Source organism: Salinibacterium sp. AL4.1 (assembly GCF_059767305.1).
On the sequence record NZ_JBSOQK010000002.1, the window covers coordinates 121,844 to 147,970 of the forward strand.

The window sequence follows — 26,127 nt, forward strand, 5'->3', positions numbered from 1 at the left end:
TTGCTCTAGGCTCAGGTCGCTATGATTCAACGCTTTCTTGCGGCGATCTTTATACTCGCCACCGCTGCCGCCCTTATCGTCGCGGCGTGGCCACAGCTGTTCTCTCTGGAACAGACGGCCGGCATTGCCCAGGTGGTGTCGCTGCGCGGCTTGAGCGCTGCCGCAGCCTTCGTTGCTGTGTTGGCGTTGACGCTCATCGCTCTCTTGTCTCCGCGGATGCACCGCTTCGCGGCATCCCTCGCAGTGATCGGTCTCGCGTTCAGCGCGCTCTCTCTCGTGGTGCTGTCGACGCGCGGTTTTGGTAGTCCCGGTTTCGAGACGAAAGCGGACGGCGATGTGACGGTGCTGTCGTGGAACACCCTCGGCGATGCTCCCGGTGCTGCCGCGATCGCCGATCTCGCGCTAGAGAACGATGCCGATGTTGTCGCGTTGCCGGAAACTACCCGCGAGATGGGCTTCGAAGTCGCGCAGTTGATGTCCGCCGCCGGTCGTCCCATGTGGGTGCACACGCTCGCCTACGATCAGGTCTCTAAGTCGCGTTCGACGACCGTCTTGATCAGTGTCGACCTCGGCGAATACGACGTCGATGTGCAGTCACGCACGACCTCCACTCTGCCCAGCCTCGTCGCGACCCCTCAAGATCCCACGATGCCCACGATCGTCGCCGTGCACGCGGTTGCTCCGGTGCAGGGCGAGATGGCCAATTGGCGAACCGACCTCGACTGGCTTGCCGAACAGTGTCGCGGCACCAACGTCATCCTCGCCGGCGACTTCAACTCGACCCTCGATCACTACGCGTCGCTTACCGACGGCGCTGACTTTGCTCTCGGTAGTTGCACGGATGCCGCCTCGGTCACCGACAACGCCGCAATCGGTACGTGGCCGACTCAGTTGCCCTCGCTGCTGGGCGCCCCCATCGACCACGTCATGAGCACGAGCGAGTGGACCACGACCGGGATGCGCGTCATCGAGTCTCACGATGGTTTCGGCAGCGACCACCGCCCGGTGCTCGCCACACTCTCCCCTGCTCAGTAAGCGCCCAGCCGCGCGCGCCACAACCGCGGACTTCTGCGAACAGTGAGGGTCACTCTCGATAGTGCGTTTTACCGCGCGAAGAGAGACACTAGAGGTATGGCAGATTCTTCGGCACCCAGCCCCCGCGCGACCTCTAACCGTTCCACGACACCCCAGTCTTCGGGCTTCTCTGACTTCATCTCTACGGGATGGGCTGAGCGGGTTGACGCTGAGGTCGTTCCCCGCGAGCAGGCCGCCTTCGCTGCTGCCCGCCGCGAGCGCCTCTCGCAGCTTCACCGGGGCCAGCGCCTGATCATTCCGGCCGGTGCCGCCAAGGTGCGCTCGAACGACACCGACTACCCGTTCCGCGCGCACTCCACGTTCGCGCACGTGACCGGGTGGGGTTCGGATGTTGTCGCCGGCAGTGTTCTCGTCATGGAGCCCACGGCTACCGGCCACGACGCCACCCTGTACTTCCGCCCGGCCGCTGGCCGCGACACGAGCGAGTTCTACGCGAACCCTGATGTCGGAGAATTCTGGACCGGCCCGCGCCCATCGCTCGCTAACGTCGCCACTGATCTCGGCGTTGCGACTCTGCCGCTGGCCGAGTTCGACGCTGTGCTCGACCGCGTGGATTCCACGACACTGATCGTGCGCGACGCTGACCGCGATGTCACCGACCAGGTCGATGGCCGCCGCTTGCTTGCCGCTGACTCCGAAGCGCTCGAGCACGATGGCGACGACGAGCTCAGCCGCGACCTGAGCGAGCTGCGACTCGTCAAGGACTCCTACGAGGTCACCGAGATGCGTGCCGCCGTTGACGCCACCCAGATGGGCTTCAACGATGTTGTCTCCGATCTGCCCAACATCATCGAGCACAGCCGCGGTGAGCGCCTCGTGGAGGGCACGTTCAACCGTCGCGCTCGCGCCGAGGGAAACACCGTCGGCTACGACACGATCGCTGCCTCCGGACCCCACGCGTGCGTGCTGCATTGGACTCGCAACGATGGCCCCGTGAAGCCGGGCGACCTCATCCTCATCGATGCCGGTATTGAGCTCGACAGCTACTACACCGCCGACATCACCCGCACCCTGCCCATTAGTGGCACGTTCACCGAGGTGCAGCGTCGCGTCTATAACGCCGTGCTCGAAGCGGCGGATGCTGCCTTCGCCATCGTGCGCCCCGGAATCAAGTTCCGCGACATCCACGCTGAAGCAATGCGCGTCATTGCCGAGAAGACCGCCGAGTGGGGTCTGCTGCCCGTGTCAGCCGAAGAGTCGTTGCAGGCCGACAAGCAGTTCCACCGCCGCTACATGGTGCACGGCACGAGCCACCACTTGGGCATCGACGTTCACGACTGCGCCGCCGCCCGCCGCGACATGTACCTCGACGGAATTCTTGAGCCCGGTATGGTCTTCACGATCGAGCCCGGCCTGTACTTCCAGCCTGACGACATCACCGTGCCCGAGGAATACCGCGGCATCGGCGTACGTATCGAAGACGACATTCTCGTCACCGAAGATGGTGCTGAGAACCTGTCGGTCAACATCCCGCGCACGGCGGATGCCGTAGAAGCGTGGATCGCCCGCTCGTAGGTGTGGAGGCGCGTTAGGCCTTAGGCGCTTCGCCGCCCTCGACCGGCGCTTCCGGTGCGTCCGGTGCGTCCGGCGTGGGCGTCGGCACGTGCGGGGCAGCGTGCACTCCGAGCATCCCGGCCGCTGACGTTCCGAGAACAGAGTGAGCTTTGGCCGTGAGGTTGGGCGAGATGATCACGTCGTAGCGCTCGGCCAACAACTGCGAGGTTGCGGCGTAGTCGCGGCGTTTGCGCATGATCGAGTAGTTCACAACGCCAAAGATCATGCCGATTCCGGCGCCGGCCACGATCGCCGAGAAGAAGATCGCTACCTGCTGCGTGGTGATCGGAGCAATGATCGTGGAGATCAGGCCGAAGAAGAGTCCGAGCCAGGCACCGGTGCTGGCGCCGGCGAGAGCGGCACGGCCGTAGCTTAACCGTGCGGTGACCACTTCGACTGTTGTGAGGTTGCGACCGACGATCGCGATGCCTTTGACATCGAACTCGGCCTTCGCCAACTTGTTGATGGCGTCTTGGGCATCGGTGTAGCTCTCGAAGCTTGCGAGCACGTCACCACGCGGCACACTCGACTGCAGAGGGGCACGGCGGGAGAATCCACTGAAATTACTCATCAGTTCATTGTCCCATGCAGGGGTAGGGTTTTAGTTGTGAGCACCTCAAGAGTATTCGTCGCCCGATTGGTGGGCTGCTCTGTCTTCGACCCCAATGGCGACCGCGTGGGTAAAGTGCGCGATGTGCTCGTCGTTGAGCGGGCCGACGCCAGCCCTCGTGTTGTCGGAATGATCGCTGAAGTCCCCGGTAAGCGGCATGTATTCCTGTCGATCGGCCGCGTTACGAGCATCGGCTCCGGGCAGATCATCACGACGGGTGTACTCAACCTGCGCCGCTTCGAGCAGCGCGGTGGTGAGGTCCGCGTGATGGCCGAGCTTCTGGGTCGTCGCGTCGATATGCGTGACGGTTCGGGCGAAGCTCAAATTGAAGACGTTTCGATCGAAGAAGTTGACCTTGGCGAGTGGGAGATCAGCCAACTGTTCGTGCGCCGCCCTAAGGCCACGGGAGCGCCACTCTTCGCTAAGGGCCCCACCGATTTCGCCAGCTGGGATGAGATCAAGCACAACCAGCACAAGGGCGAAGCGCAATCGGCAACTCAACTTGTCGCCAGCTTCTCCGATCTGCTCCCTGCCGACCTCGCCAACGCGATGCTCGAACTTCCCGAACAGCGCATGATGGAGGTCGCCGGAGAGCTCTCTGACGACCGCCTGGCCGACGTTCTCGAAGAGATGCCGGAGAACGAGCAGGTTGCGCTGCTCAACAAGCTCGACGATGACCGCGCTGCTGACGTGCTTGACGAGATGCAGCCGGATGACGCGGCCGACCTCATCGCCCACCTCTCCGACGAGCGCGGTGAGACCCTGCTCGACCTCATGGAGCCCGAAGAAGCCGAAGATGTGCGCTTCTTGCTCAGCTACGCCCCCGATACGGCGGGTGGACTCATGACCACCGAGCCGATCATTGTGTCGGCCGACGCCACCGTTGCTGAGGGTCTCGCCCTCATCCGTCGCCACGACCTCGCGCCCGCGCTGGGGGCCGCAATCTGTGTGACATTGCCGCCGTACGAACCGCCAACCGGGCGACTGCTCGGCATGGTTCATTTCCAACGAATGCTGCGCTACCCGCCCAATGAACGTCTCGGCGCCCTGATCGATCAGTCGCTTGAGCCGGTACGCTCGTCCACGACGGCAGCCGAAGTCTCGCGCATTCTGGCGAGTTACGACCTCGTTTCAGTACCGGTTGTTGATGACAACCATCGATTGCTCGGGGTGGTGACCATTGACGACGTGCTCGACCATCTTCTTCCCGACGACTGGCGAAGCACCACAGATGAATCGGCCAGCTTTGACGACACATCCACTAGACCGCTGACTATCGTTCAGCAGCAAGACATTCGCGCAGGGAGGTCAGCACGTGGCATTCGCTAAACGACGCACCCCACGGTCTCAGCGCAATGAGGCACGCCTCGACAGCCCGAAGGGGCTGCGTACCGGTTTCGGCATCTTCGAGAGCCGCGACCGCATGGGCCGCTACTCCGAAGCGTTCGCCCGCGGCATGGGAACCCCCTGGTTTCTTGTCGGGCTCTCCGCTTTCGTGGGGGTCTGGCTGATTTACAACACGAGCGCTCCCTTCGACGCGCAGTTTGACCCGCGCGCCACCAACTTCACCCTGTTGACCCTCATTCTTTCGCTGCAGGCCTCCTATGCTGCGCCGATGATCCTGCTGGCGCAGAACCGTCAAGATGACCGCGACCGCGTACAGATCGAGCAAGATCGTCAGCGTGCCGAGCGCAACCTCAACGACACTGAGTACTTGGCGCGCGAAGTGGTTGCGCTTCGCCTTGCGATGACCGATCTGGCGAGCAAAGACTTCATTCGTTCCGAACTGCGCTCGCTGCTCGAAGAACTCGAGAAAGACGACGAGACCAAAGACGCGGAGAAGCGTGAACGCTGAGCTCGAAGCCGCGGTTCTCACCTCCCTCGCTTCGGTGATTGACCCCGAGATTCGTCGTCCCGTCACAGAGCTCGACATGATCTCTGGGGTTACTGTCGACGACGCTGGTGCGGCATCCGTGGGCTTGACCTTGACGATTGTCGGATGCCCGGCCGCGACGTCCATCGAGCGTGACGTGCGTGAGGCTACCGAGCGTGTGGCCGGCATCACGGCGGTCACGGTCGAGGTGTCGGTGATGACGCGCGCGCAACGCGACGCTCTCACCGAGAAGCTGCGCCAGGGCAAGCCCAAGACGATGCAGTTCGGTCCCGATTCACTCACTCAGATTGTGGCTGTGACGAGCGGCAAGGGCGGGGTCGGCAAGTCGACTCTCACCGCGAACTTGGCTGTTTCGCTCGCTCAGAGCGGCCTGCGTGTCGGAGTGATTGACGCCGATGTATTCGGTTTCTCCATTCCCGGCTTGCTGGGCCTGCACGGCGCGAAGCCCACTCAAGTGGGCGAGATGATTTTGCCGCCGGTCGCCTACGACGTGAAGGTCATTTCGATTGGCATGTTCGTCGAAGACAACACGGCGGTCTCGTGGCGCGGGCCCATGCTGCACCGCACGATTCAGCAGTTCTTGACCGACATTTTCTTCGGCGACCTCGATGTGCTGCTGCTCGACCTTCCGCCGGGCACCGGCGATGTCGCTATTTCGCTCGGTCAGTTGCTGCCGCACTCCGATGTCGTAGTCGTCACGACCCCGCAGTCGGCTGCTGCTGACGTTGCGGAACGCAGCGGTCTTGTTGCGCGCCAAACCGGTCAGCGCGTGATCGGCGTCATCGAGAACATGGCGGGGCTCCCCCAGCCTGACGGCAGTGTGCTCGAACTCTTTGGTTCCGGTGGTGGGGCGGATGCCGCAGCCAAGCTCTCCACACCAGAGGAGCCCGTCTCGGTGCTCGCGTCGATTCCGCTCAGCATCGCCCTGCGCGAGGGTGGCGACGCCGGGGTTCCTGTCGTGATCGCGGCTCCCGCGGATCCGGCAGCGCAGGCCATCACGGCTCTCGCCGCGACTCTCCGCTCGCTCAAGCGCAGTGTGGCCGGCCGCAAGCTCGGGCTCAGCCCGCGCTAGCAGCGATCGTCCTTCGCCCAGAGTGTGCGCACCGTAGGCACCCGTTAACGCAAAAACACCACAGCAGAAATGCTGTGGTGTTGCGTAAACCGGCTGGCGGTTGGCTACGGCATGGTGTTGTAGCGACGGGTGGGCACGCGACGGTATCCGTCGGTTGCAACGGCACGCAGGGTTGCGGCGATACCGGTTGCAGCAAGTGCCGCGATGATGATTAGTTCGAAGTTCATGTCTATATTCTGACCCTCGGCAACCTTTTAGAACAAGATGATCTTTCTTATCTAACCTTGTAGGCTAACTACATGGAGATACGGCGCCTCGAACTGCTGCGCGAATTGGCTGACCGCGGCAGCATCACGGCTGTCGCCAAGGCCACGATGCGCACGCCATCCGCGGTCTCTCAGCAGCTCAAGATCTTGGAACGCGAGGCCGGCATCCCCCTCACCGAGCGGGTCGGCCGTGGCATCGTGTTGACCTCGGCCGGGCGCGCCCTCGCCCAGACCGCGGCCGATGTTGCGACGGCAATTGAGAAGGCCGAAGCACTCTGGAACGACTTTCGCGAGTCGCCCCGCGGTGAAGTCACGATGACGATCTTTCCCACGGGCGGTGAGATGTTGCTCCCGGGCCTTTTCCACTCGATCAATCGCCTCGCGGGCCTCAAGCTGCACTGCAACGACCAAGACTCCGTGCTTGAGGATGTTGCCAACCTCACCGCCGATTTCGACATTGTGGTCTCCGACTCTCCGCACGTGCTGCCCTCCTGGACCGAGCGCGGTCTCGCCGTCGTTCCCCTCATGCGCGAGTCGCTCGACGTCGCTTTGCCTGAGGATCATCCCCTTGGCCGCAAAGCCGCCCTCACTCCGGCTGACCTCATCGACGAGACGTGGATCGGCGTGCCGCCCGGGTTGCCGTTCGACCGCATCCTGCGCCGCATCGAAGCCGCCAACGGTGCCCCCGCCAACGTCGCCCAGCGCCTCACAGACAACAGCATCGTCGAAGCGGTGGTGGCGGCTGGCCACGGCATCGCGATCCTGCCGCGCTTCACGACGCGTGACCGTGAGAACGGCCTCATCACACGCCCCCTTAAGGGCGTGCCCTCGTCGCGCCTCATCTCGGCGCTGCTGCGCCCCGATCGCGCCGAACGCCCCTCGGTGCGCGCAGTCGTCAAAGCGCTCGTGGATGAAGCCCAGCGCTTCGAGCGAGAGCACACGGCGTAGGCGCCGCATCCGCCCGTCCACTCACCAGCACGTCGATCCAGTGCGTGCCGCCACCCCACGCATCCGGCTTAGAATCTCGACGTGAACTTTTCTCTTCGCCCGAGCACCGACGCCGACCTCGACTGGTTGCTCGAACTCCGGGCGATCGTGCTGCGCGACGACCTCGACCGCCACGGCCTCTTCGACCCCGTGCGCGTGCGCCAGTGGATGAGCAAGGCCTTCGTCGCGAGCAACACCCAGATCATCCAAGTTGACGGCGCGGATGTCGGCTCCATCACCGTGCGCCACGAACCCGATGCGCGCTGGATCGAGCACTTCTACCTGCCCGCCCGCCTGCACGGCCAAGGAATCGGCACGCAGGTGCTCTCCGACGCCCTCAGCCGGCCGGATGCACGCCCGTTCCGCCTCATGGTGTTGCAGGGCAGCCCGGCCATCCGCCTCTACGAACGCCACGGCTTCGTGCCCTACGACAGCGACGATCACGACGTGTGGATGACGCGGCCCGCCGTTCTCGGCTAGTCGCCCGCCCGCGTGCCCTGAGTAAGAATGAGTGGCTCCTCGGGATTGGTGTTATCGATCACTCGAGTCGCTCGCAGCCACGGTTGAGCACTCGCGAAATAGAGACGTTGCCCGCCGACGTAGCGTTTCATTGATGGATGCTCGGGGTCAGGATTACTCCCGTCTCGCACCGCCATGCGACGGGCTGTTTCTGAGAACGGAACATCGAGGAATATCGAGTAATCCCACTCCTCGACCAATTCGGCACGGTGGAGAAACATTCCCTCCACGAGCACGACGCAGTTCTCGGGCGCGTACTGGAGCGCTGGCCTGACCGCAGTGTCGCGCCGGTGATCGCTGGCGGCCGTTCGGTAGGCGCCGCTGCCGCCGGTGCCGAGCGGCTCCAGAACATCGCGCCGCAGGGCGTCATAGTCATAGCTGTCGAGCCAAAAACCCTCCGCGGAATCGCTGCCTCGACGGTGGCGAGCCTCGCGGAGGTTCAGGAAGTCATCGACATGGATGATGACCACGGGGTTGCCCGAGAGCGCCACGGCGAGCTCGCGGGCGAATGTTGTCTTTCCACTCCCATCGACACCGTCGATGGCGATGAGGCGACGCCCTCCCGCGAGCGCAAGGATGTCGTCCGCCAACGAACCCAGCACTCGGTCCCGAGCATCGGTCGCCCTCGCTTCGCTCACTACGCCTGCGGCTCGACCAAACGCGCCAGCAACTCGATGAGCAAGCGCTCTGTCAGGGGCGCGGGCATTGCCGAGATCAGGGCGAGTAGCGGTGCCATCCGTTCGGGCAGGCCCTGTTCACCCGCACCGATGCCAAGCGCGCCCAGAAGGCCCGCAGCGGTCGCGGAATCGAGCGGAGCGGCATCCGGATTCCCTAAGGCGGCAAGAGCCTCAGCGGGCAGCGTAGCGAGCAGAGCCTCGACGGCGATGGGAGCGACGCCGCGTACCTCGTCGGCTGCCGCCACGAGCGCTGCGCTGAGCTCATCGAGCACGTTGGCGGTCACCGGCGTGATGGTGAGATGGGTGGTTGCCGGCAGCACGCTGCCGTCGCTCTGCACGAGAGACGGCTGAAGCTGCAACAGGAAACCATGCTCGCGCACCTGGTCGGCCCAGTGATGCGCGTCGACGCGGCGCTCGGGCGCGACTGACTCATCCGTTGCGATTGCGAGTAGAGGGCCAACGGGGTTGCCGACAACACGCAAGCCCTCGATGCCATCGATGACATCGCGCAGAGCTTGCGTGGAGCGCGCACACGACTGCGAGAGCTCAGCGAGCCCGCGTGTTCCGAGCGCGTTGATGATCGCCCAAGCAGCGGCCAAAGGGCCCGCCGACTTCGAGCCCAGAATTGTCGGGTTCACAATCGGGTAGCCCGGCCACTGCGTCGTCGCGAAATACTGCGTGCGCTGACGGTCGCGACCGCGCTGCAAAATGACCGAGGCCCCCTTGGGCGAGTAGCCGAACTTGTGCAGGTCGGCGCTGATGCTCGTGACGCCCGGGACCTCGAAGTTCCAGGGCTCAACGCCCTCCCAGAACGGAAGAACCCAACCGCCAATGCAGGCGTCAACATGACAGGCAATTCCGTGCTCTGCAGCCGCAGCCGCGACCTCTACGACAGGGTCCATCGCGGCGTGCGCATAGCTCGGAGCCGACACCACCACGAGAGCGACATCGTCGCCCATCCGCGCGATGAGATCGCTCGCGGCGACATCACCGCCGGGGCCGACCGGCACGAGATCAAGCTCGAGCCCGAAGTAGTGCGCGGCTTTCTGGAACGCCGCATGAACAGTCACGGGAGCCAAGAGTCGAGGCGCGCCCGTGCGCGCCGACGAGCCAGAACCGCGCCACACGTCGCGCGCCGTTTTGACGGCCAGCAGGCAGCTTTCGGTACCGCCGGTCGTGACAGTGCCGACGACATCCTCATCGCCGCCCAGCAGGTCGCGAGCGAAGCCGAGCACTTCGCGTTCCATCACGGCAACCGAAGTGAATGTCGTGGGGTCAAGCCCATTCACGGGCTGCACGGCACGGATGGCACTGGCGGCGAGCTCGTCGAGTTCGGCAAGGCCGGAGTCGTAGACATACGAGAGCACTCGCCCACCGTGGGTGGGAGCATCCGCTTCGCGCAGTGCAGAGAGGCGTTCGAGAATATCGGCGGGCTGATGGTCGAATTTCATCGGGTCTCCTGATCGTTCGCAGTGGCGCTGGGGCCACTGGTCGGGTGCGGGGTGGTGGCGGATGTAGCGGCAGAGTCGATCTCGTCGCTGTCAGCCTCGTCAATGTGGTGGCGACGCAGCGGGTAGCGCCTGAAGCTCAACAGCGAGAGACCGATGATCACGGCGGGCACGATGCTGAAGCTGATGATGATTCCGGCGATAGCCGAATCGGGCTGGGCCACCGTCTGGTTGGCCACTGATTCGAGATAACCGGATGCCGCGAGCACGGTCGTGAGCACCGTGGCGCCGAGGGCCATTCCCGTGGTTTCGCCCGCGGTCCACACTCCACCGAAGGTGCCAGCCGAGGCAATCTTGTGGCGGCGCGAGTCGTGGGAGATCACGTCGGGCAGCATCGACATCGGCAGGGCTTGCATGCCGGCATAGCCCGCTCCGGCGAGCGCGACGGGAGCATAGATCCAGGCACCGGGTGCCCACAGTTGCGGAACGATAAGCAACGCACCCACCCCGTAGCAGGCCGAGGCCCAGACGAAGGCGCGCTCTTTGCCGATGCGGCGGGAGATCGCAGCCCACACGGGCGCGAAGAGCAGTGCTGGACCGATGAGCGACACGAAGAGGATCGCAACCCCGGTGCCGAGCACCCACGTCGCGACATACTGCGCGCCCGCGAGCATAACGCCCGTAGCGAGCCCCTGCAGCAGGAAGGTCAACAACAGCGCCCGGAAGGGTTGGCTGCGCTTGAGCGCAGCAATTCCGGAGCGGTAGGTCTGCGCAATCGACACGGTCGGAGCAACCGACACGAGGCCCCGGGGCGCTGAGAACGAAGAGATCACGAGCGAGACGCCCATGAGCGCGGCCGCAGAGAGTGCCATTACGAGATAGCCGAGCCGTTCATCCGCAAAGGCATCACGAATTTCGGGTGCTCCCGCACCAAACAGCAGAATCGCCACGGTGAGCACGACAACACGAACGGCCAAGAGGCGCGTGCGCTCGTCATAGCTGCGCGTCAGTTCGGCGGGCAGCGCGATGTACGGCACTTGGAACAGGCTGAACGCCGTCGCCGTGGCCACGAAGGCAATGAAGACCCAGATACCCGAGGCAAGGGGGCCAATTCCCGCGGGCACCGCAAAAGTCACGACGAACAAGATGGGCAGAAGGATGGCGCCGAGCAACATCACCGGGCGGCGCGTGCCACGGTGCGCCAGGCTGCGGTCGCTGCGAGCACCGATCACGGGATCGATGATCACGTCCCACACCTTGGCGGCGGTGACCAAAATTCCGGCAGCGAGGGCGGCAATGCCCAGGGTGTCGGTGAGGTAATAGACGAGCACGAGACCCGGCAGGGCACCAAAGCCTCCCGTGCCAAGAGAACCAATGGCGTAGGTGGCGATCGTGGATCGGGTCAGAGCTCGCGGCGCTGCGGTCGTCATCTTTGTGAGCCTAGTGCTTTGTACAGCCGAAATTGTGGTGCTCAGCCGTAGTGTTGAGACATGTCGCCTCACACAGTTGCCTCATTGATCGGGTCGCGTCGTCGCGACACTCTCGTTGCCCAGTTGCGGTGCACCACCTCCGACACCGCCACCGTGATTGCGCCGTTCAGCGGTCAACCCCTGCACGAGTTGCCCCAGAGTTCGGCCCGCGATGTTCGGGATGCCGCAGCATCCGCTCGCACCGCTCAGCGCGCCTGGCGCAACGCCGGCTTCGCCTACCGCCGCCGCGTTCTGCTGCGTGCCCACGACCTGCTGTTGGAGCGTCAAGACGAGTTGCTCGACCTGCTGCAGACGGAGTCAGGAAAGACTCGCGGGCAGGCCTTCGAGGAGATCTTTCAAGCAGCCTCGATCACCCGGTACTACGCCATCTCGGCCGAGCGCGTGTTGGCGACCAAGCGTCGCCGCGCGGGCATTCCGCTGCTCATGTCGACGCGGGTGAGCTACTCCCCCAAGCAACTCATCGGCGTCGTTACACCGTGGAACTACCCGATTGCTCTCGGGGCCATGGATATCGTTCCTGCGTTGGCCGCCGGCAGTGCCGTCATCCAGAAGATCGACAATCAGGGCGCGCTCTCGATGCTCGCCACCCGCGAGGCCTACATCGATGCTGGCGTGCCGGCCGCTGTCTGGCCGATTCTGGCCGGCCCCGGCGATCAAGTCGGCAACGCCGTAGTCGACAACAGCGATTACATCTGCTTTACCGGATCGACGCCGACCGGCACCAAGGTCGGCAAGCGTGCCGCCGGGCGACTCATCGGCGCCTCGCTCGAACTCGGAGGCAAGAACCCGCTGCTCGTTTTGGGCGATGCCGATCCCATCCAAGCCGCAGAGGATGCCGTCTACGCGTGCTTCGCCTCCATGGGCCAGCTGTGTGTATCGATCGAGCGTATTTACGTGCACAAGTCGATCGAGGCTGAATTCACTCGCGCTTTCGCTGAGCGTGTGAAAGCTCTTTCGCAGACATCCGCTCTCGACTACTCGGGTGATGTGGGTTCACTCACCTCGCAGGCTCAGCTTGAGCGCGTTCAAGCCCATGTGGAGGATGCCGTCACGAAGGGCGCAACCGTGGTCGCCGGCGGAATCCCCCGCCCCGATCTCGGCCCCTACTTTTACGCGCCCACCGTTCTCACGGGAGTCACCGCTGAAATGGAGTGCTTCGCCAACGAAACGTTCGGCCCCGTCGTGGCAATCACCTCCGTCGAGAGCGACACGGATGCCATCAACCGCGCCAACGACACGGAGTTCGGCCTCAACGCCTCGATCTTCAGCGGCTCCATCGCCCACGCTCGCCGTCTAGCCGACCGCTTGAATGCCGGCAGCGTCAACATCAACGAGGGCTACCGAGGCAGTTTCTCCAGCGTCGATGCGCCGATGGGCGGAATGAAGCACTCTGGTTTGGGACGACGCAATGGGCCCGAAGGCATCCTGCGCTTCGTGCAATCGCGCACGGTGTCGCAGTCGAACGGCATTCTGCAGCTGCCACGGTCCGGCGCTGAGTTCGCCGCGATGGCCGGTCTCATGGTCACGCTGTTGACCGTGTTGAAGGTGCTGCGCCGCCGCTAGGACTGGTCGCCGGGGCCCGCGGTGCCGCCAAGGTTTGCGGTGCCGCTAAGGTTTGCGGTGCCGCCGAGGTTTGCGGTGCCGCCGAGGTTCGCAGCGCCGCCGATCGCGAAGGCGCGCTAGGTAGCTTCGTTATCGAAGGGGGCGCGTTCGCCCGCCTTCAGTTCTGCTTTGAGCTGCGATTGCCGTTCGGCGAGCGCCGCCTGACGTTCGGCATACGCGGCAGACCGCGGAGGACGCACCTTCACGGGAGGCGTGTCGTCTTCGAGAAGGGCGTCGCGGATGATGCGACGCGGGTCGTACTGGCGCGGGTCAAGCTGCTTCCAGTCGATGTCGTCGAAGTCGGGGCCCATCTCTTCGCGCATGCGATCTTTGGCGCCGTTGGCCATGTCGCGCAGCGAGCGGACGAGGCGCGCAAGCTGCGATGCGTAGTAGGGCAGACGGTCGGGGCCCAGCAAAAAGACAGCGATGATCCCGATGATCAGCAGTTTGTCGAATGTGAGACCGAAGGACACCCGTTTAGCTTACCTGCGCCAGCGGCTACGGCGTCTACAGTTGTCACAGCGATAGGAGCAATGTGTCAGACAAGCAGTTGAGTTGGAAGTACGCCGAGGAGTTCGTTGTCGAACGCCCAGAGATCGCTGCGGCGCGCGTGCATTCCAGCGAGTTGGGAATCGAAGCGGTCAGCCCCGCTGTCGGCGCTCAGCTGGCCTTGCTCGCTGCGGCTACGGGCGCTAAGAGCATCATCGAGGTCGGCACCGGTGTCGGCATCAGTGGGCTCTGGATGCTCGCTGGCAGTCCCGGCGCGCTGCTCACCACGATCGACTCCGAGATTGACCACCAGCAGGTTGCTCGCGCGGTGTTCGCGGATGCCGGCATCCAGTCGAATCGCGTACGCCAGATCGGTGGCAAGGCTGCCGAAGTTCTGCCGCGCATGAACGAGTCGAGCTACGACCTCGTCTTTATCGATGCCGATCCTCAGTCGGTCATTGAATACGTCGAACACGGTCTGCGCCTCGTTCGCCCCGGTGGTGTGGTGGCGGTTGCTCACGCTCTGTGGCGCGACCGCGTTGCTGATCCCGCTCAGCGCGACTCCACGGTCAGCAATTTCCGCACGCTCTTGAAGGAGATCGCGCAGTCGGAGGCAGTGATCAGTTCGCTCATCCCCGTCGGCGACGGGCTTCTACAGCTCACCAAGCTCAGCGACTAACGCGCTCAGCGAACGCTCACCGAGCGTTCAGCGTTCTGTCCGTAGGGTGGATGAACCGCCATCCCTCGACGAACACGACTGAGCGCGCGCTGCTGAGGAGCTTGGGTCTCCGCACGCCGTGAGAACGGAGCATCCATGACTGGCAACGATCGTGACGGCTGGGTTCGCGTTCGAAGGGCCCGCGAGAATAACCTCGCCAACATCGATCTCGATGTGCCCCGGGATTGCATGGTCGCGTTCACTGGCATCTCCGGTTCGGGAAAGTCGTCGCTCGCTTTCGGCACCCTCTACGCCGAGGCTCAGCGCCGCTACTTCGAGTCGGTTGCACCCTACGCTCGCCGCTTGCTCAATCAGGTAGGTGCTCCGGATGTCACCGACATCACTGGTCTTCCACCCGCCGTTGCGCTTCAGCAGCGCCGCGGCGCGCCCAGTTCGCGGTCAAGCGTCGGCACGATCACGACGCTCTCGAACCTGCTGCGCATGTTGTATTCCCGTGCGGGCACATATCCCGCCGGTGTTCCTCACCTCTCCGCGGAAGCCTTCTCGCCTAACACGGCGACCGGGGCGTGCCCGCGCTGTCACGGTCTCGGCGTTGTTCACGATGTCACTGAAGACCTCCTTGTGCCCGACGCATCGCTCTCGATTCGCGATGGCGCAATCGCCGCATGGCCGGGAGCGTGGCAGGGCGCGAACCTCAAGAGCATCGTCAACGGGCTCGGCATCGACACCCGCGCGCCCTGGCACACCCTCAGTCGAAAAGATCGCGACTGGCTCCTTTACACCGAAGAGCAGCCCTCGGTCTTCATTCAGCCCGAAGAGGGCCGCGTCGACCACGGCTACAACGGCAAGTTCTGGAGCGCCCGCAAGCACATCATGAACGTGCTCTCACAGTCTCAGAGCGAGCGGATGCGCGAGCGCGCGCTTCGCTTTGTGCAGAGCATGACGTGCCCCGAGTGTGGCGGCAGCGGCCTGCAGGCGAACGCCCTCTCGGTGACCTTCGCGGGTCTCAGCGTCGCGGAGCTCAACGCCGTTCCACTGACCGATCTCGCCGATCGACTGCGCGAGGGCATGGCGCGCGCCGACTCCGAAAGCGAAGGGTCCGAAGGCAACGAGGTAGCCCACCGCATCGGCGACGATGTGATTGCGCGCGTTGACGTTCTTCTCGACCTCGGGCTCGGCTATCTCAGCCTCGGCCGCAACTCCACCACGCTCTCCCCCGGTGAAGCGCAACGCCTGCGCATCGCGACCCAACTGCGCTCCGGCCTCTTCGGGGTCGTCTACGTGCTCGACGAGCCCTCGGCGGGATTGCACCCGGCGGATGCCGCACCACTGTTGAAGGTTCTTGACCGGTTGACAGCATCCGGCAACTCTCTCTTCGTGGTGGAACACGACCTCGACGTCATTCGGCGCGCTGACTGGATCGTCGACATCGGTCCCGGAGCGGGCGAGGGCGGAGGGCAGCTCGTGTACTCCGGCCCCGTCGACGGCCTCAAGGATGTTCCCGAGTCGGTTACTGGCCGCTATCTCTTTCCGCAGGAGGCGCGACCGACGCGCGAGGTTCGTTCCCCGGAATCGTGGGTGCGGCTAAAGAAAGCCTCGCTGCACAATATCCGCGATCTCACGGTCGATTTCCCGCTCGGCGTCATGACCGCGGTCACGGGAGTTTCAGGCTCCGGCAAGTCGACCCTCGTCACCCACGTGCTCGCAGAAGCTGTGCGCGCTCAGCTCGGTGCTGCTCCGGATGACACTGCCGACGCCGCAGACGTGGATGGCCCGCGCCATGACCTCACGCTCGAAGACACCGCCGGCCTCGACTCCTTCGATCGTCTGGTGCTCGTCGATCAGCGCCCGATCGGCCGCACTCCGCGCTCGAACCTGGCTACCTACACCGGCATGTTCGACATCGTGCGCAAGCTCTTTGCCGCCACCGACGAGGCCCACAAACGCGGCTACTCGGCCAGTCGGTTCTCGTTCAACGTGGCCGGCGGACGCTGCGAAACCTGTCAAGGCGAGGGTTTCGTTTCGGTCGAGCTTCTGTTCCTGCCGGGCACGTATGCACCCTGCCACGCCTGCCACGGTGCGCGCTATAACGACGAAACACTCGAGGTCACCTACTTGGGCAAGACCATCGCCGACGTCTTGGGTATGACCGTCAATACCGCCGCCGAGTTCTTCGCCGAATCCACTTCGGCGTTGCGCAGCCTCGATACGCTGCGGGATGTCGGCCTCGGTTACTTGAGGCTCGGCCAGCCCGCAACAGAGTTGAGCGGCGGTGAAGCGCAGCGCATCAAACTCGCGACCGAACTGCAGCGCGCGCGTCGCGGCCATGCGCTGTACCTGCTCGATGAACCCACGGCGGGGCTGCATCCCTCGGACACCGAGCTTTTGCTCACCCAACTGCAGCGCCTCGTGGATGCCGGAAATACCGTTGTGCTTGTCGAACACGATTTGGCCACCATTGCCGCCAGCGACTGGGTCATCGACCTCGGCCCGAGCGGTGGAGACCAGGGCGGCACGATCGTAGCCACGGGCACTCCTCGCGACGTGGCTGCTGGCCCCGGCGCAACCGCAAAATACCTCAGCGAGTGGCTCGAGACCCGCACCGTTGGCTAGTCACGGCAATCGCACTGCCTCCGAAACGGCGGGTTAAACACAAGCACCGAACACGAGTGATCGTGTTCGGTGCTTTGTTTCGACAAGCCCCGCACAGAGGCGTGAGCTGCCGATAAAGGCTGAGAAGGCTCTAGGCGGAAGCGACTACACCCGCGAGAGCGTCGTGCAGTTCTTTTGCTTCGTCATCGTTTACAGATACGACGAGACGGCCGCCACCTTCGAGAGGCACACGGACGACGATGAGTCGACCCTCTTTGACAGCCTCCATTGGTCCGTCACCGGTCCTCGGCTTCATTGCTGCCATCGATAGTCCCCTTTCATCGGTACTGGTTTCTATTATCCAGCAAAAACCGTCGATACTGAAACTCTGTCGAATCATTCACCCGCTGTGCACCTCTTTAGGGCGGAGTCCAGTCGTACCCGTCAACCCACCATGCCAAGTGGATCCACGCCCACTGCCCGGCGATACACGCCGCGAGCAGGGCGGCGCGATACCACCGCGATTGCGGTAGCGCGAGCACTCCAGCGAGCGGAAATAGCGGCATGAGCAGGCGAAACGTGCTCGACTGGGGAAAGAACACCGCTAAGAGGTAGAGCGCGTAGCTCGCCACCCACAGACGCAGGTCGACGCCGAGCCGCCGCGCAGGTTTGGCGAGCAGGAACCCGAAGAAGGCAAGCACCCCCAGAATCAGGATTCCCGTCAGCAGCCACTGCGGCAACTGCCACCACCCGGCCCAAAAGGCTGCCCCTTGGAACCACGCCGCGAAGGGGATCAGCTCGCCGTACCCGACGTAACCGGCCCGCCACGCGAGCTCGGTGTCGGTGTAGGCGGTGAGCGATCCGGTGACGGCGGCCGCGATCAGCAGCCAGGCGAACCCCATGACAAGACTAAAGAGAGTCGCGGTGACGGCCGCCACTCTCTCGTGCATCGGGAACTCCTCACGCCGGCGAATCCACCAGCGATAGACAACGTGCAGTCCGAGCGCGAGAGCGAAGGCGAGCCCGCTTGGCCGGGTGACAGACATAATCGCGATCACCGGCAAGAGCATCCAATACTGACGCTTCATGAGCCAGAACAGCGCGAGTATCAGCAAGAACAGGTACATGGATTCGGCGTACGAGACCTGCAGGATGGCAGAGAGCGGCGCGAAACAGAAAATGGCCACCGCAAAGAGCGACGTGCCCGCGGGCAGCACGAGATGCATCACTCGGTAGAGCATGAGGGCGGCGCCGAGCGAGAAGGCGACTGAAACAAACACACTCGCAACCGCGAAGTCGAGAGTCGTCAGAGTCATCACGACGCGCACCAGAGCCGGATACGCCGGCATAAAGGCCCACGCGTTCTCGCCAACGTGGCCCGATTCTGTCATCGGTAGTTCGCTCGGATAGCCGGCGAGCGAGATGATGAAATACCAGTGGCCATCCCAGATCTTGGCGAACGAGAAGTAGTCGGGGTGCGGGCCCGTCCACGCGTTTTGGCCTTGAATCGAGGCGAACCACAGCAACAGCGACGTCGTCACGAGGCGCGACGCCACGAAGATGGCAATGACCGCAAGCCACCAGCGCTCCGGCGCGAGAATGGCCGCAGTCGCGCGGCGCACTCCCGAAACTAGCGAGCTGTCAGCCACGCCCTCAGCCCCTGCTCGCAGGCCACAATCTCACTCGTCGCAACACGCTCATCGTCGGCGTGAGCCCGCAGCGGGTTGCCCGGGCCGTAGTTCACGGCGGGCACTCCGAGCTCGGCGAAGCGAGCAACGTCGGTCCAGCCATACTTGGGGGCCGCGGTGCCGCCCACGGCATCGAGGAAGTTCTTGGCGAGCGGTGCATCAAGCCCAGGGCGTGCACCACCGGCGAGGTCGGTCACCTCAAAGTCGAAGCCAGCGAAGACCTCACGCAGATGCTGGATGGCCTGCTCAGTGCTGCGATCCGGAGCGAACCTAAAGTTCACGGTCACGGTCGCGGCATCCGGAATCACGTTGCCGGCAACTCCACCCGTGATGCCCACGGCGTTGAGGCCCTCGCGGTAAACGAGGCCATCGACCTCGTGCTGCTCGGGCTCGTACGCCGCCAGAATCGCCAACACGGGCGCTGCAGCGTGAATCGCGTTCTCGCCCATCCAGGCGCGCGCGGAGTGAGCACGCAGCCCCGCAAGCGAGATGTCGATGCGGGCGGTGCCGTTGCAGCCGCCCTCCACCGTGGCGTTCGACGGCTCACCAATGATGGCGAAGTCTCCCGCCATCAGGTCGGGGCGGTTGCGCGCGATGCGACCGAGGCCGTTGAGCTCAGCAGCAACCTCTTCGTGGTCGTAGAAAATCCAGGTCACGTCGACGGCGGGGTCGGTGAGTTCTGCCGCGAGCTTGAGCGCGATTGCTACGCCGCCCTTCATATCGACAGTGCCGCGGCCCACGAGGTGCTCTTCGCCGTCGATCACCTCGAGCGTCGTTGGCAGGTTGTTATTCACCGGGACCGTGTCGAGGTGCCCCGCGATCACGACGCGCTGCGCCTTGCCGCCGTTCGTGCGAGCGACGACGGCATCCGCATCCCGAATCACCTCAAGGTGGCTAAACGCGCTCAGAGCGGTTTCTACGGCATCCGCGATGCGCTTCTCATTGCCGGAGACCGACTCGATATCGCAGATCTGGCGGGTGAGATCGGGGCTCGAAGCCGTCAGATCAAGCACGGGAAGAGTGGGATCGGTCGCAGGCATGCACCCAGTGTAAGTAATCTGGATGCATGACTTCGCGCACAGCATGGGGATACGGACTCGCAACAATCGCCAGCGACGGAACAACACTTGACGTGTGGTTCCCCGCTCCGCACCTGGGATCAATCCCCGAGGGCACCGACCCGCACTACACACCCGCCGACCTCGAAGAGCACTTGGGGGCAGACGAACGCCGCCGCGTGCGCACCGAATTCGTGACCGTTGAGATCGATTTGGATGCCGCACCGCAGAACGTCGCCGACGCCTACCTGCGCCTGCACCTGCTCAGCCACTTGCTCGTGAAGCCCAACAGCATCAACCTCGACGGCCTCTTCGGCGCGCTGCCGATCGTCGTCTGGACCAACGCTGGCGCCGTGCACCCCGACGATTACCGCGAACTGCGCATCTCGCTCAAGCGTCACGGCATCATCGTGACCGGCATCGACAAATTCCCGCGGATGCTCGACTACGTCGTGCCCGAACGCGTCCGCATCGCCGACGCCTCGCGCGTTCGCCTCGGCGCGTACCTCTCCCCCGGAACCACCGTCATGCACGAGGGCTTCGTCAACTTCAACGCCGGCACGCTCGGCAGCTCGATGGTCGAGGGCCGCATCTCTCAGGGCGTGGTCGTGGGTGACGGCGCCGATATCGGTGGCGGAGCATCCATCATGGGAACGCTCAGCGGTGGTGGCACCGAACGTGTCTCCATCGGCGAGCGCGCGCTGCTCGGGGCCAACTCGGGAATCGGCATTGCGATCGGTGACGACACCGTTGTTGAAGCCGGGCTCTATGTCACGGCAGGAACCAAGGTCACCATCGTTGATGGTTCGGCTACCCCGCGCAGCGTCAAGGCTGTTGAGCTCAGTGGCGTGAACGGCCTGCTGTTCCGCCGCAACTCGGTCACGGGCGCTGTCGAGGTTCTGCCTCGCAGCGGCACCGGCGTCGAACTCAACGCGGCGCTGCACGCCTAAGGTCCACATCCATCGGGGGAAACGAAGGAAGTTCAGCATGAACACTTTCCCTGTCCCTCGCGCGGCACTGCGGCTGCGCCTCTATCGCGCCGCCGCAGTGTTCGCCGCAGCAACGCTCGCTCTCACGGCGTGCACCGGAGCCGATTCGGCGCTCTCCCCTGCTCCCGCGCTCTCGTCAGCGTCCCCGGTCAACGATGCCTCCCTCGTCTGGGGAATGGACGCCACCGCCCCTGACGCCACGTGGCAGAAGCCGGCGCTAGGCGAACTGCGCCCCGACCCGATCTACGGCACCGCAGTGCAACGGGTCACCTCCGCTGAGGGCACCCGCTTCGATCGCAACAGCTATAGCCGTCGCCAGGCCGAGAACGCCGACGGTTCGCTCTTCTTCACCTACCACGGCGACGCGGAATACCACCTCTATTCGACCAGTGACGAGGCCTTCGTCACCGCCCTCGACATTCACCCGGATGCCGAACCCCAGTGGCATCCGACCGATCCCCACCTTCTGCGCTATCTTGCCGGGCCCAATTCCTCCGAGGGCGATCTGAAGCTTTTCGAGCTCGACGTAAGGACGGGCAAGTCAGCTGTCATCGCCGACCTCACTACCGCGATCACTGCGGCATTCCCCGGCGCGGACTACATGAAGGACCGAAGCGAGGGATCTCCCAGCAGCGACGGCAACCGGTACGCGTGGATCGTTTATAGCGGTGATGAGGAGCCCCTGGGGATGGTCAGTTACGACCTCGCCTCCGACGCCGTACTGGGCACCAGCGCACTGCCCGCCGCTACCGACTGGGTGAGCGCGTCGCCCACGGGTAAATACGTGGTGGCCTCCGCGGAGTCGGGCACTTACGTCTACGACGCCGACCTCAGCAACCAACGCCTCCTGACCGAAGCGAGCGAGCACAGTGACATCGCGCTCTCTGCTGACGGCCGCGATGCCTATGTCTACATTGATTTCAACTCAACGAGCGAGACGGCAGGCTTTTTGACCTCGGTCGATATGGATACGTTGGAGCGCACGACGCTCTTCGACGCCTACGACGATGCCAACACCTCGATGCACATCTCTGGCAAAGGCTACGACAAGCCGGGGTGGGTAATCGTGTCCACCTACAACTGCAACGCTGAGGGCGCGTGGACGTGCGAAAAGGTGATGGCGATCGAGCTCGATGGCGGCCGCATCCTCAACCTCGCCCACACCTACAACTGCGGTGAGGACTATTGGACCGAAACCCACGCCGTCGTCAACCGCTCCTTCACCCACGTCTATTTCAACTCGGATGGCGGCTCTTGTGGCATGGACGCCGAGGTTTACCGCCTCGACGTTCCCGCCTTCGACTAGTCGGCACACGCACGGCACGCGAAACGGCCGGCTTCCCCGAAGGGATGCCGGCCGTTCGCCTTAACGATGGTGCGGTCTAGCGCTGAGGCCAGTCCCGAGGCGCAGGGCCCGTGTACAGCTGCTGCGGGCGACCGATTTTGGTCTTGGGGTCTTGGTTCATCTCGCGCCAGTTGGCGATCCAGCCCGGCAGGCGGCCGATAGCGAAGAGCACCGTAAACATGCGTGGCGGGAAGCCCATTGCCTTGTAGATGACGCCGGTGTAGAAGTCAACGTTGGGGTACAGCTTGCGCTCGATGAAATAGTCATCGGCCAAAGCGACCTCTTCGAGTTCACGAGCGATGTCGAGCAAGGGGTCGCTGATTCCGAGATCGGCAAGCACCTCATCCGCGCTCTCCTTCACCAGACGTGCACGAGGGTCGAAGCTCTTGTAGACGCGGTGGCCAAAGCCCATCAGGCGCACGCCGTCTTCTTTGCGCTTCACGCGGTCAACAAACTTCTGAACGCCCTCGCCCGACTCCTGGATCTCGCCCAGCATCTTGAGTACGGCTTCGTTAGCACCACCGTGAAGCGGGCCGTAGAGAGCGTTGATTCCGGCGGAGATCGAAGCGAAGATGTTCGCTTCGGTCGAGCCGACGAGACGCACCGTAGAGGTGGAGGCATTCTGCTCGTGGTCTTCGTGCAAGATGAGGAGGCGGTCGAGTGCCTTACTCAGCACGGGGTTGACCTGGTATTCCTCGGCCATGTTGCCGAAGTTAAGCTTCAAGAAGTTGTCGACGAAACTCATCGAGTTGTCGGGGTAAAGCAGGGCCTGGCCGAGCGACTTCTTGTGAGCGTACGCCGCAATAACCGGCAGCTTTGCCAGCAAGCGGATGGTCGAGATCTCGACCTGCTCGGGGTCGCGCACGTCGTGCGAGTCTTCGTAGTAAGTGGAGAGCGCCGACACTGCGCTCGAGAGCACGGACATCGGGTGCGCGCTGTGCGGGAGAGCGTCGAAGAAACGACGGAGGTCTTCGTGCAGCAGAGTGTGGCGACGAATCTTCTCGTCGAACTCTTCCAACTGCGACTTCGACGGCAGCTCACCGTAGATCAGCAACCAGGCAACCTCGAGGTACGTCGAGTTTGCCGCAACGTCTTCGATCGCATAGCCGCGATAGCGCAGGATGCCGCGGTCTCCATCGATATAGGTGATCTCACTGCGCGTGGAGGCAGTGTTCACAAATCCTTGATCAAGCGCCGTGTAGCCGGTCTGCTTCATAAAGGTGGAGATATCGATGCTGTTGTGACCATCGACCCCACGGATAATGGGAAATTCAGCAGCACCGCCCGGAAAGTGGAGGGTGGCCTTCTCTGGGTCTTGAGGGGCTTCATTCACCGCTACAGCCTACAAGGCTTGGATAGCCACTGTCACACCCACTAATCGAATGCCCTCACTTTTGGAGGTCAAACACAAGGCCTCGGCCCGTTAGTGCACTTAAGCGAGTAAATCGAGGCGGGCTACGGCATCCGCAATCGTTGCGTCGCTCGCCGTGAGCGCAATACGCACGTGGCGGGCCGGCGATTCACCGTAAAACGAGCCCGGAACGACGAGGATGCCGGCCTGAGCCAGATCACCAACCGTCTGCCAGGAGTCTTCGTTCTTTGTCGCCCAGAGATAGAGCCCGGCGACGCTGTCGTCTATGCGGAATCCCGCGCGCTCCAAAGCCGGAAGCAACTTCGCCCGGCGGGCGCGATACAGCTCGCGCTGTTCGGCGACGTGCGCGTCATCCTGCAGAGCTGTAGCCATCGCTGCTTGCACCGGGCCGGGAACAATGAGTCCGACATGCTTGCGCACAGCGAGAAGCTCGGAAATTAGTTGCGAGCATCCCGCCACAAACGCAGCGCGGTATCCGGCAAGGTTGGATTGCTTGCTGAGCGAATACACTGCGAGCACCGAAGAGCGATCGTCGCCGATCACCTCGGGGTCGAGAATTGAGGGCGTGGGGTCAACGCCGTTCCAGTTGAGTTCGGCGTAGCACTCGTCTGAAGCGATCACGGCACCCAGTTCGCGGGCGCGAGCCACAGCGGCACGCAACTGGTCAGTGTCGAGAACACGCCCATCGGGGTTGCCCGGGCTATTGAGCCACACGAGCGCAGTGTTGTCGGGCCACTCGGCAGGGTTGTCAGAAGCGACGGCCGTTGCGCCCACCAGGGCAGCGCCGATGGCGTAGGTGGGGTAGGCGACCGTGGGAAAAACCACCACGTCGCCTTCACCGAGGCCGAGCATCTGCGGCAGGAGCGCCACCAATTCCTTGGAGCCGACAGTCGGCAGAACGTGGTCGACGGTGAGCCCCGTAACGCCTCGACGGCGCTCAAACCACTCGACGATGGCCTCACGCAGCTGAACGGTGCCCGTGACTGTGGGGTAGGCGTGAGCATCCGTTGCCGTCGCGAGACTCTCGCGAATGATGGCAGGAGTCGGGTCTACCGGTGACCCTACAGAGAGGTCGACCATCCCATCGGGATGCGTACGCGCAATGGTGCCGAACGGCACAAGGGAATCCCACGGAAAGTCGGGGAGTGCCAGCGGCGTGCGCGTCATTAGTCGGAGGACCCGCCACCCTCGGGCAAAGCCGAGATGAGCGCGTGGTCCTTGTGAATCACACCAACCTTCGCGGCACCACCGGGTGATGTGTCGTCAAGGAGGTCGAAGAATTCGACGTTGGCCTTGTAGTAATCGGCCCACTTGTCGGGCAGATCGTCTTCGTAGTAGATGGCCTCAACAGGACACACCGGCTCGCACGCACCACAGTCAACGCACTCATCCGGGTGGATGTAGAGCATGCGGTCGCCCTCATAGATGCAGTCGACTGGGCATTCGTCTACACACGCGCGATCCTTCAGATCGACACAGGGCTGAGCGATGACATACGTCACGAGATATCCGCACCTTTCACGGGAGAGTTCAATTCAATGTTAGCGCGGCTCGCCGACGAAACCTGACGATTCACTCGCGGCCACCCCACAATGATGAGCACTACGAGCACGGGCGCGAAAGTCCAGACATATCCGGCCGTATTCGCCGGAATCAAGATCGTTCCTCCGGGCATTACATTGGCCAGCAGCGCGGACATCAAGAGAACACCGAGCGACGCGAAGCCGGCAGCGACGCGAGTGTCGTAGATGAGGCGCAAACCGAGAATCAACGCGGTCACGAGAGTGATCGACGCCACGATCCCCCACGGAATTCGTGCGTCACCAATCGAGAACGATGACTGGTGTACCGCCGTAAGCACAACGCCCACTAGCGCACCGAGCACGAGAGACAGGACCGCCAAGGCCACACGCTCGGCGCGGCTGCGTTCACCTATCACCAGCTCGCGACGACGCAAACGGCGCAAATACTCAACGGGCGTCGACACGCTCTCGCCCACCGGAATCTCATTGCGATAAATCTCGGTTGCCCGACGCTTGAATGCAAGCGCCGTGGCAGACGACACCGCAACGCCACGATCAACAGGAACAGCGGATGCCGTATAGAAGGGCACGCCAGCAAGTTCGGTAGCGAGGGCTGTGGCTTCGTGCACGAGCAGCGCCTCGGAGCCGCGCGCCGTGCCGCTGTGCTCTCTGGCGTAGCTGACGACGACATCCGGCTTCAGAGCGGTAATCGCCGCCGCAATGTCAGAGGCGAGATCGCGAGCGTTGAGTTTCGTGAACTGGCGCCCGTTGTCTTCGCGAAGAATGTGGTGGGCAGTTATGCCGAGAATATCGCGCACGACCTCGTCGACGGATTCGGGCGAGGCCGCCGCTGGCGATTCCTTGCTGTCGCTCACCGTGGTGGCATTCGCCGTGGTGGCATTCGCCGTGGAGGCGTCTGCTGCGTCAGCCGTGCCAGCCGCTCCAGACCCGACAGGGGCAAAATTGGTCTCGGCGGCCACCAGAGGAACATCGCCCGTTGCCGGGGTTGCCCCGATTGCGGCGGTGGCGTTGTTGCTGCAACTGAGCACGATGAGTTCAGTGCCGCGCTGAACGAGAGTGGCGATGGTGGCCCCGAATACGTAGGCCTCATCTTCTGGGCGCGCGGCGATAACCAGCACGCGTTGTGCACGATCCTTCACGACGGTACCTCCACCCTT

The 26,127-nt window shown here is 63.6% G+C and carries 25 protein-coding genes; 12 read left to right on the forward strand and 13 right to left on the reverse strand.

All coding sequences use genetic code 11. From position 1 onward, the window contains the following. Positions 1 to 21 precede the first annotated feature (21 nt). The gene (locus ACWTV3_RS09955) at positions 22 to 1,035 is read left to right on the forward strand and encodes an endonuclease/exonuclease/phosphatase family protein (RefSeq protein ID WP_498478060.1); all 1,014 of its coding nucleotides are present in this window, start codon (positions 22 to 24) and stop codon (positions 1,033 to 1,035) included. Positions 1,036 to 1,131: 96 nt separating this feature from the next. Continuing rightward, positions 1,132 to 2,610: an aminopeptidase P family protein gene (locus ACWTV3_RS09960; RefSeq protein WP_498478061.1), complete on the forward strand. Its 1,479-nt coding sequence runs from the start codon at positions 1,132 to 1,134 to the stop codon at positions 2,608 to 2,610. Positions 2,611 to 2,623: 13 nt separating this feature from the next. Here ACWTV3_RS09960 and ACWTV3_RS09965 read toward each other — a convergent pair whose 3' ends face one another. Continuing rightward, positions 2,624 to 3,220 (reverse strand): YflT domain-containing protein, encoded by a 597-nt coding sequence (locus ACWTV3_RS09965; RefSeq protein WP_498478062.1) that lies wholly within the window; start codon positions 3,218 to 3,220, stop codon positions 2,624 to 2,626. 36 nt (positions 3,221 to 3,256) lie between these two features. Between ACWTV3_RS09965 and ACWTV3_RS09970 the strand changes: the two genes are divergently transcribed. From ACWTV3_RS09970 to ACWTV3_RS09980, 3 genes are read left to right on the forward strand one after another with little or no spacing between them, the layout of a single operon-like run. Beyond that, on the forward strand, positions 3,257 to 4,588 hold the full coding sequence (locus ACWTV3_RS09970; RefSeq protein ID WP_498478063.1) for a magnesium transporter MgtE N-terminal domain-containing protein: 1,332 nt from the start codon (positions 3,257 to 3,259) through the stop codon (positions 4,586 to 4,588). Next, the gene (locus tag ACWTV3_RS09975; RefSeq protein WP_498478064.1) at positions 4,575 to 5,114 is read left to right on the forward strand and encodes a DUF1003 domain-containing protein; all 540 of its coding nucleotides are present in this window, start codon (positions 4,575 to 4,577) and stop codon (positions 5,112 to 5,114) included. Before ACWTV3_RS09970 ends, ACWTV3_RS09975 begins: the two co-directional genes overlap by 14 nt. Next, positions 5,104 to 6,225: a P-loop NTPase gene (locus tag ACWTV3_RS09980; protein ID WP_498478065.1), complete on the forward strand. Its 1,122-nt coding sequence runs from the start codon at positions 5,104 to 5,106 to the stop codon at positions 6,223 to 6,225. Before ACWTV3_RS09975 ends, ACWTV3_RS09980 begins: the two co-directional genes overlap by 11 nt. Positions 6,226 to 6,329: 104 nt before the next feature. Here the strand turns inward: ACWTV3_RS09980 and ACWTV3_RS09985 are convergent, their stop codons facing one another. Further along, a complete protein-coding gene (locus ACWTV3_RS09985) occupies positions 6,330 to 6,452 on the reverse strand; it encodes a hypothetical protein (RefSeq protein ID WP_255529165.1) in 123 nt (40 codons plus the stop codon). A 72-nt stretch (positions 6,453 to 6,524) separates the two neighbouring features. Here ACWTV3_RS09985 and ACWTV3_RS09990 point away from each other — a divergent pair, with 72 nt between their 5' ends. Together ACWTV3_RS09990 and ACWTV3_RS09995 are read left to right on the forward strand one after the other, a co-directional pair. Then, the gene (locus tag ACWTV3_RS09990; protein WP_486175556.1) at positions 6,525 to 7,439 is read left to right on the forward strand and encodes a LysR family transcriptional regulator; all 915 of its coding nucleotides are present in this window, start codon (positions 6,525 to 6,527) and stop codon (positions 7,437 to 7,439) included. 81 nt (positions 7,440 to 7,520) lie between these two features. Next, positions 7,521 to 7,958 carry a GNAT family N-acetyltransferase gene (locus ACWTV3_RS09995; RefSeq protein ID WP_498478066.1) on the forward strand — a complete coding sequence of 146 codons (438 nt, stop codon included), beginning with the start codon at positions 7,521 to 7,523 and terminating at the stop codon, positions 7,956 to 7,958. Here the strand turns inward: ACWTV3_RS09995 and ACWTV3_RS10000 are convergent. Genes ACWTV3_RS10000 through ACWTV3_RS10010 form a run of 3 tightly spaced genes read right to left on the reverse strand, consistent with a single transcriptional unit; the run spans position 7,955 to position 11,552 of the window. Next, positions 7,955 to 8,635, reverse strand: a complete 681-nt coding sequence (locus ACWTV3_RS10000; protein ID WP_498478067.1) for an AAA family ATPase — start codon at positions 8,633 to 8,635, stop codon at positions 7,955 to 7,957. The genes ACWTV3_RS09995 and ACWTV3_RS10000 overlap by 4 nt on opposite strands. Next, positions 8,635 to 10,125 carry a pyridoxal phosphate-dependent decarboxylase family protein gene (locus tag ACWTV3_RS10005; RefSeq protein WP_498478068.1) on the reverse strand — a complete coding sequence of 497 codons (1,491 nt, stop codon included), beginning with the start codon at positions 10,123 to 10,125 and terminating at the stop codon, positions 8,635 to 8,637. Before ACWTV3_RS10005 ends, ACWTV3_RS10000 begins: the two co-directional genes overlap by 1 nt. Next, positions 10,122 to 11,552: an MFS transporter gene (locus tag ACWTV3_RS10010; protein ID WP_498478069.1), complete on the reverse strand. Its 1,431-nt coding sequence runs from the start codon at positions 11,550 to 11,552 to the stop codon at positions 10,122 to 10,124. Before ACWTV3_RS10010 ends, ACWTV3_RS10005 begins: the two co-directional genes overlap by 4 nt. Before the next feature lie 60 nt (positions 11,553 to 11,612). Here ACWTV3_RS10010 and ACWTV3_RS10015 point away from each other — a divergent pair, with 60 nt between their 5' ends. Continuing rightward, positions 11,613 to 13,175 carry a succinic semialdehyde dehydrogenase gene (locus ACWTV3_RS10015; protein ID WP_498478070.1) on the forward strand — a complete coding sequence of 521 codons (1,563 nt, stop codon included), beginning with the start codon at positions 11,613 to 11,615 and terminating at the stop codon, positions 13,173 to 13,175. A gap of 116 nt (positions 13,176 to 13,291) precedes the next feature. Here the strand turns inward: ACWTV3_RS10015 and ACWTV3_RS10020 are convergent, their stop codons facing one another. After that, positions 13,292 to 13,687: a sec-independent translocase gene (locus ACWTV3_RS10020; protein ID WP_498478071.1), complete on the reverse strand. Its 396-nt coding sequence runs from the start codon at positions 13,685 to 13,687 to the stop codon at positions 13,292 to 13,294. A 62-nt stretch (positions 13,688 to 13,749) separates the two neighbouring features. Here ACWTV3_RS10020 and ACWTV3_RS10025 point away from each other — a divergent pair, with 62 nt between their 5' ends. Together ACWTV3_RS10025 and uvrA are read left to right on the forward strand one after the other, a co-directional pair. After that, the gene (locus tag ACWTV3_RS10025) at positions 13,750 to 14,382 is read left to right on the forward strand and encodes an O-methyltransferase (protein WP_100389752.1); all 633 of its coding nucleotides are present in this window, start codon (positions 13,750 to 13,752) and stop codon (positions 14,380 to 14,382) included. A gap of 135 nt (positions 14,383 to 14,517) precedes the next feature. Next, positions 14,518 to 16,995, forward strand: a complete 2,478-nt coding sequence (uvrA, locus tag ACWTV3_RS10030) for an excinuclease ABC subunit UvrA (RefSeq protein WP_498478072.1) — start codon at positions 14,518 to 14,520, stop codon at positions 16,993 to 16,995. A 130-nt stretch (positions 16,996 to 17,125) separates the two neighbouring features. Here uvrA and ACWTV3_RS10035 read toward each other — a convergent pair whose 3' ends face one another. The 3 genes from ACWTV3_RS10035 to dapE all read right to left on the reverse strand — a co-directional run bounded on the left by ACWTV3_RS10035 (position 17,126) and on the right by dapE (position 19,702). Further along, the gene (locus ACWTV3_RS10035) at positions 17,126 to 17,299 is read right to left on the reverse strand and encodes a DUF3117 domain-containing protein (RefSeq protein ID WP_341620311.1); all 174 of its coding nucleotides are present in this window, start codon (positions 17,297 to 17,299) and stop codon (positions 17,126 to 17,128) included. Between the two features lie 94 nt (positions 17,300 to 17,393). Next, positions 17,394 to 18,623, reverse strand: a complete 1,230-nt coding sequence (locus ACWTV3_RS10040) for a hypothetical protein (RefSeq protein ID WP_498478073.1) — start codon at positions 18,621 to 18,623, stop codon at positions 17,394 to 17,396. After that, positions 18,605 to 19,702 (reverse strand): succinyl-diaminopimelate desuccinylase, encoded by a 1,098-nt coding sequence (dapE, locus tag ACWTV3_RS10045; RefSeq protein WP_498478074.1) that lies wholly within the window; start codon positions 19,700 to 19,702, stop codon positions 18,605 to 18,607. The genes ACWTV3_RS10040 and dapE overlap by 19 nt, the downstream gene beginning before the upstream one ends. 26 nt (positions 19,703 to 19,728) lie before the next feature. Between dapE and dapD the strand changes: the two genes are divergently transcribed. Both dapD and ACWTV3_RS10055 read left to right on the forward strand, forming a co-directional pair. After that, positions 19,729 to 20,670: a 2,3,4,5-tetrahydropyridine-2,6-dicarboxylate N-succinyltransferase gene (gene dapD, locus ACWTV3_RS10050; protein ID WP_498478075.1), complete on the forward strand. Its 942-nt coding sequence runs from the start codon at positions 19,729 to 19,731 to the stop codon at positions 20,668 to 20,670. A gap of 37 nt (positions 20,671 to 20,707) precedes the next feature. Further along, a complete protein-coding gene (locus tag ACWTV3_RS10055) occupies positions 20,708 to 22,015 on the forward strand; it encodes a YncE family protein (protein ID WP_498478076.1) in 1,308 nt (435 codons plus the stop codon). Between the two features lie 76 nt (positions 22,016 to 22,091). On the opposite strand, the gene ACWTV3_RS10060 is transcribed toward ACWTV3_RS10055, so the two are convergent. From ACWTV3_RS10060 to ACWTV3_RS10075, 4 genes are all read right to left on the reverse strand, one after another. Continuing rightward, the gene (locus ACWTV3_RS10060) at positions 22,092 to 23,387 is read right to left on the reverse strand and encodes a citrate synthase (protein ID WP_498478077.1); all 1,296 of its coding nucleotides are present in this window, start codon (positions 23,385 to 23,387) and stop codon (positions 22,092 to 22,094) included. A gap of 99 nt (positions 23,388 to 23,486) precedes the next feature. After that, positions 23,487 to 24,593, reverse strand: coding sequence for a succinyldiaminopimelate transaminase (gene dapC, locus ACWTV3_RS10065; RefSeq protein ID WP_498478078.1), 1,107 nt, complete (start codon positions 24,591 to 24,593; stop codon positions 23,487 to 23,489). Then, positions 24,593 to 24,928, reverse strand: coding sequence for a ferredoxin (gene fdxA, locus ACWTV3_RS10070; protein WP_100389744.1), 336 nt, complete (start codon positions 24,926 to 24,928; stop codon positions 24,593 to 24,595). The genes dapC and fdxA overlap by 1 nt, the downstream gene beginning before the upstream one ends. Continuing rightward, a complete protein-coding gene (locus ACWTV3_RS10075; RefSeq protein WP_498478079.1) occupies positions 24,925 to 26,109 on the reverse strand; it encodes a PIG-L deacetylase family protein in 1,185 nt (394 codons plus the stop codon). Before ACWTV3_RS10075 ends, fdxA begins: the two co-directional genes overlap by 4 nt. Between the last annotated feature and the right edge of the window lie 18 nt (positions 26,110 to 26,127).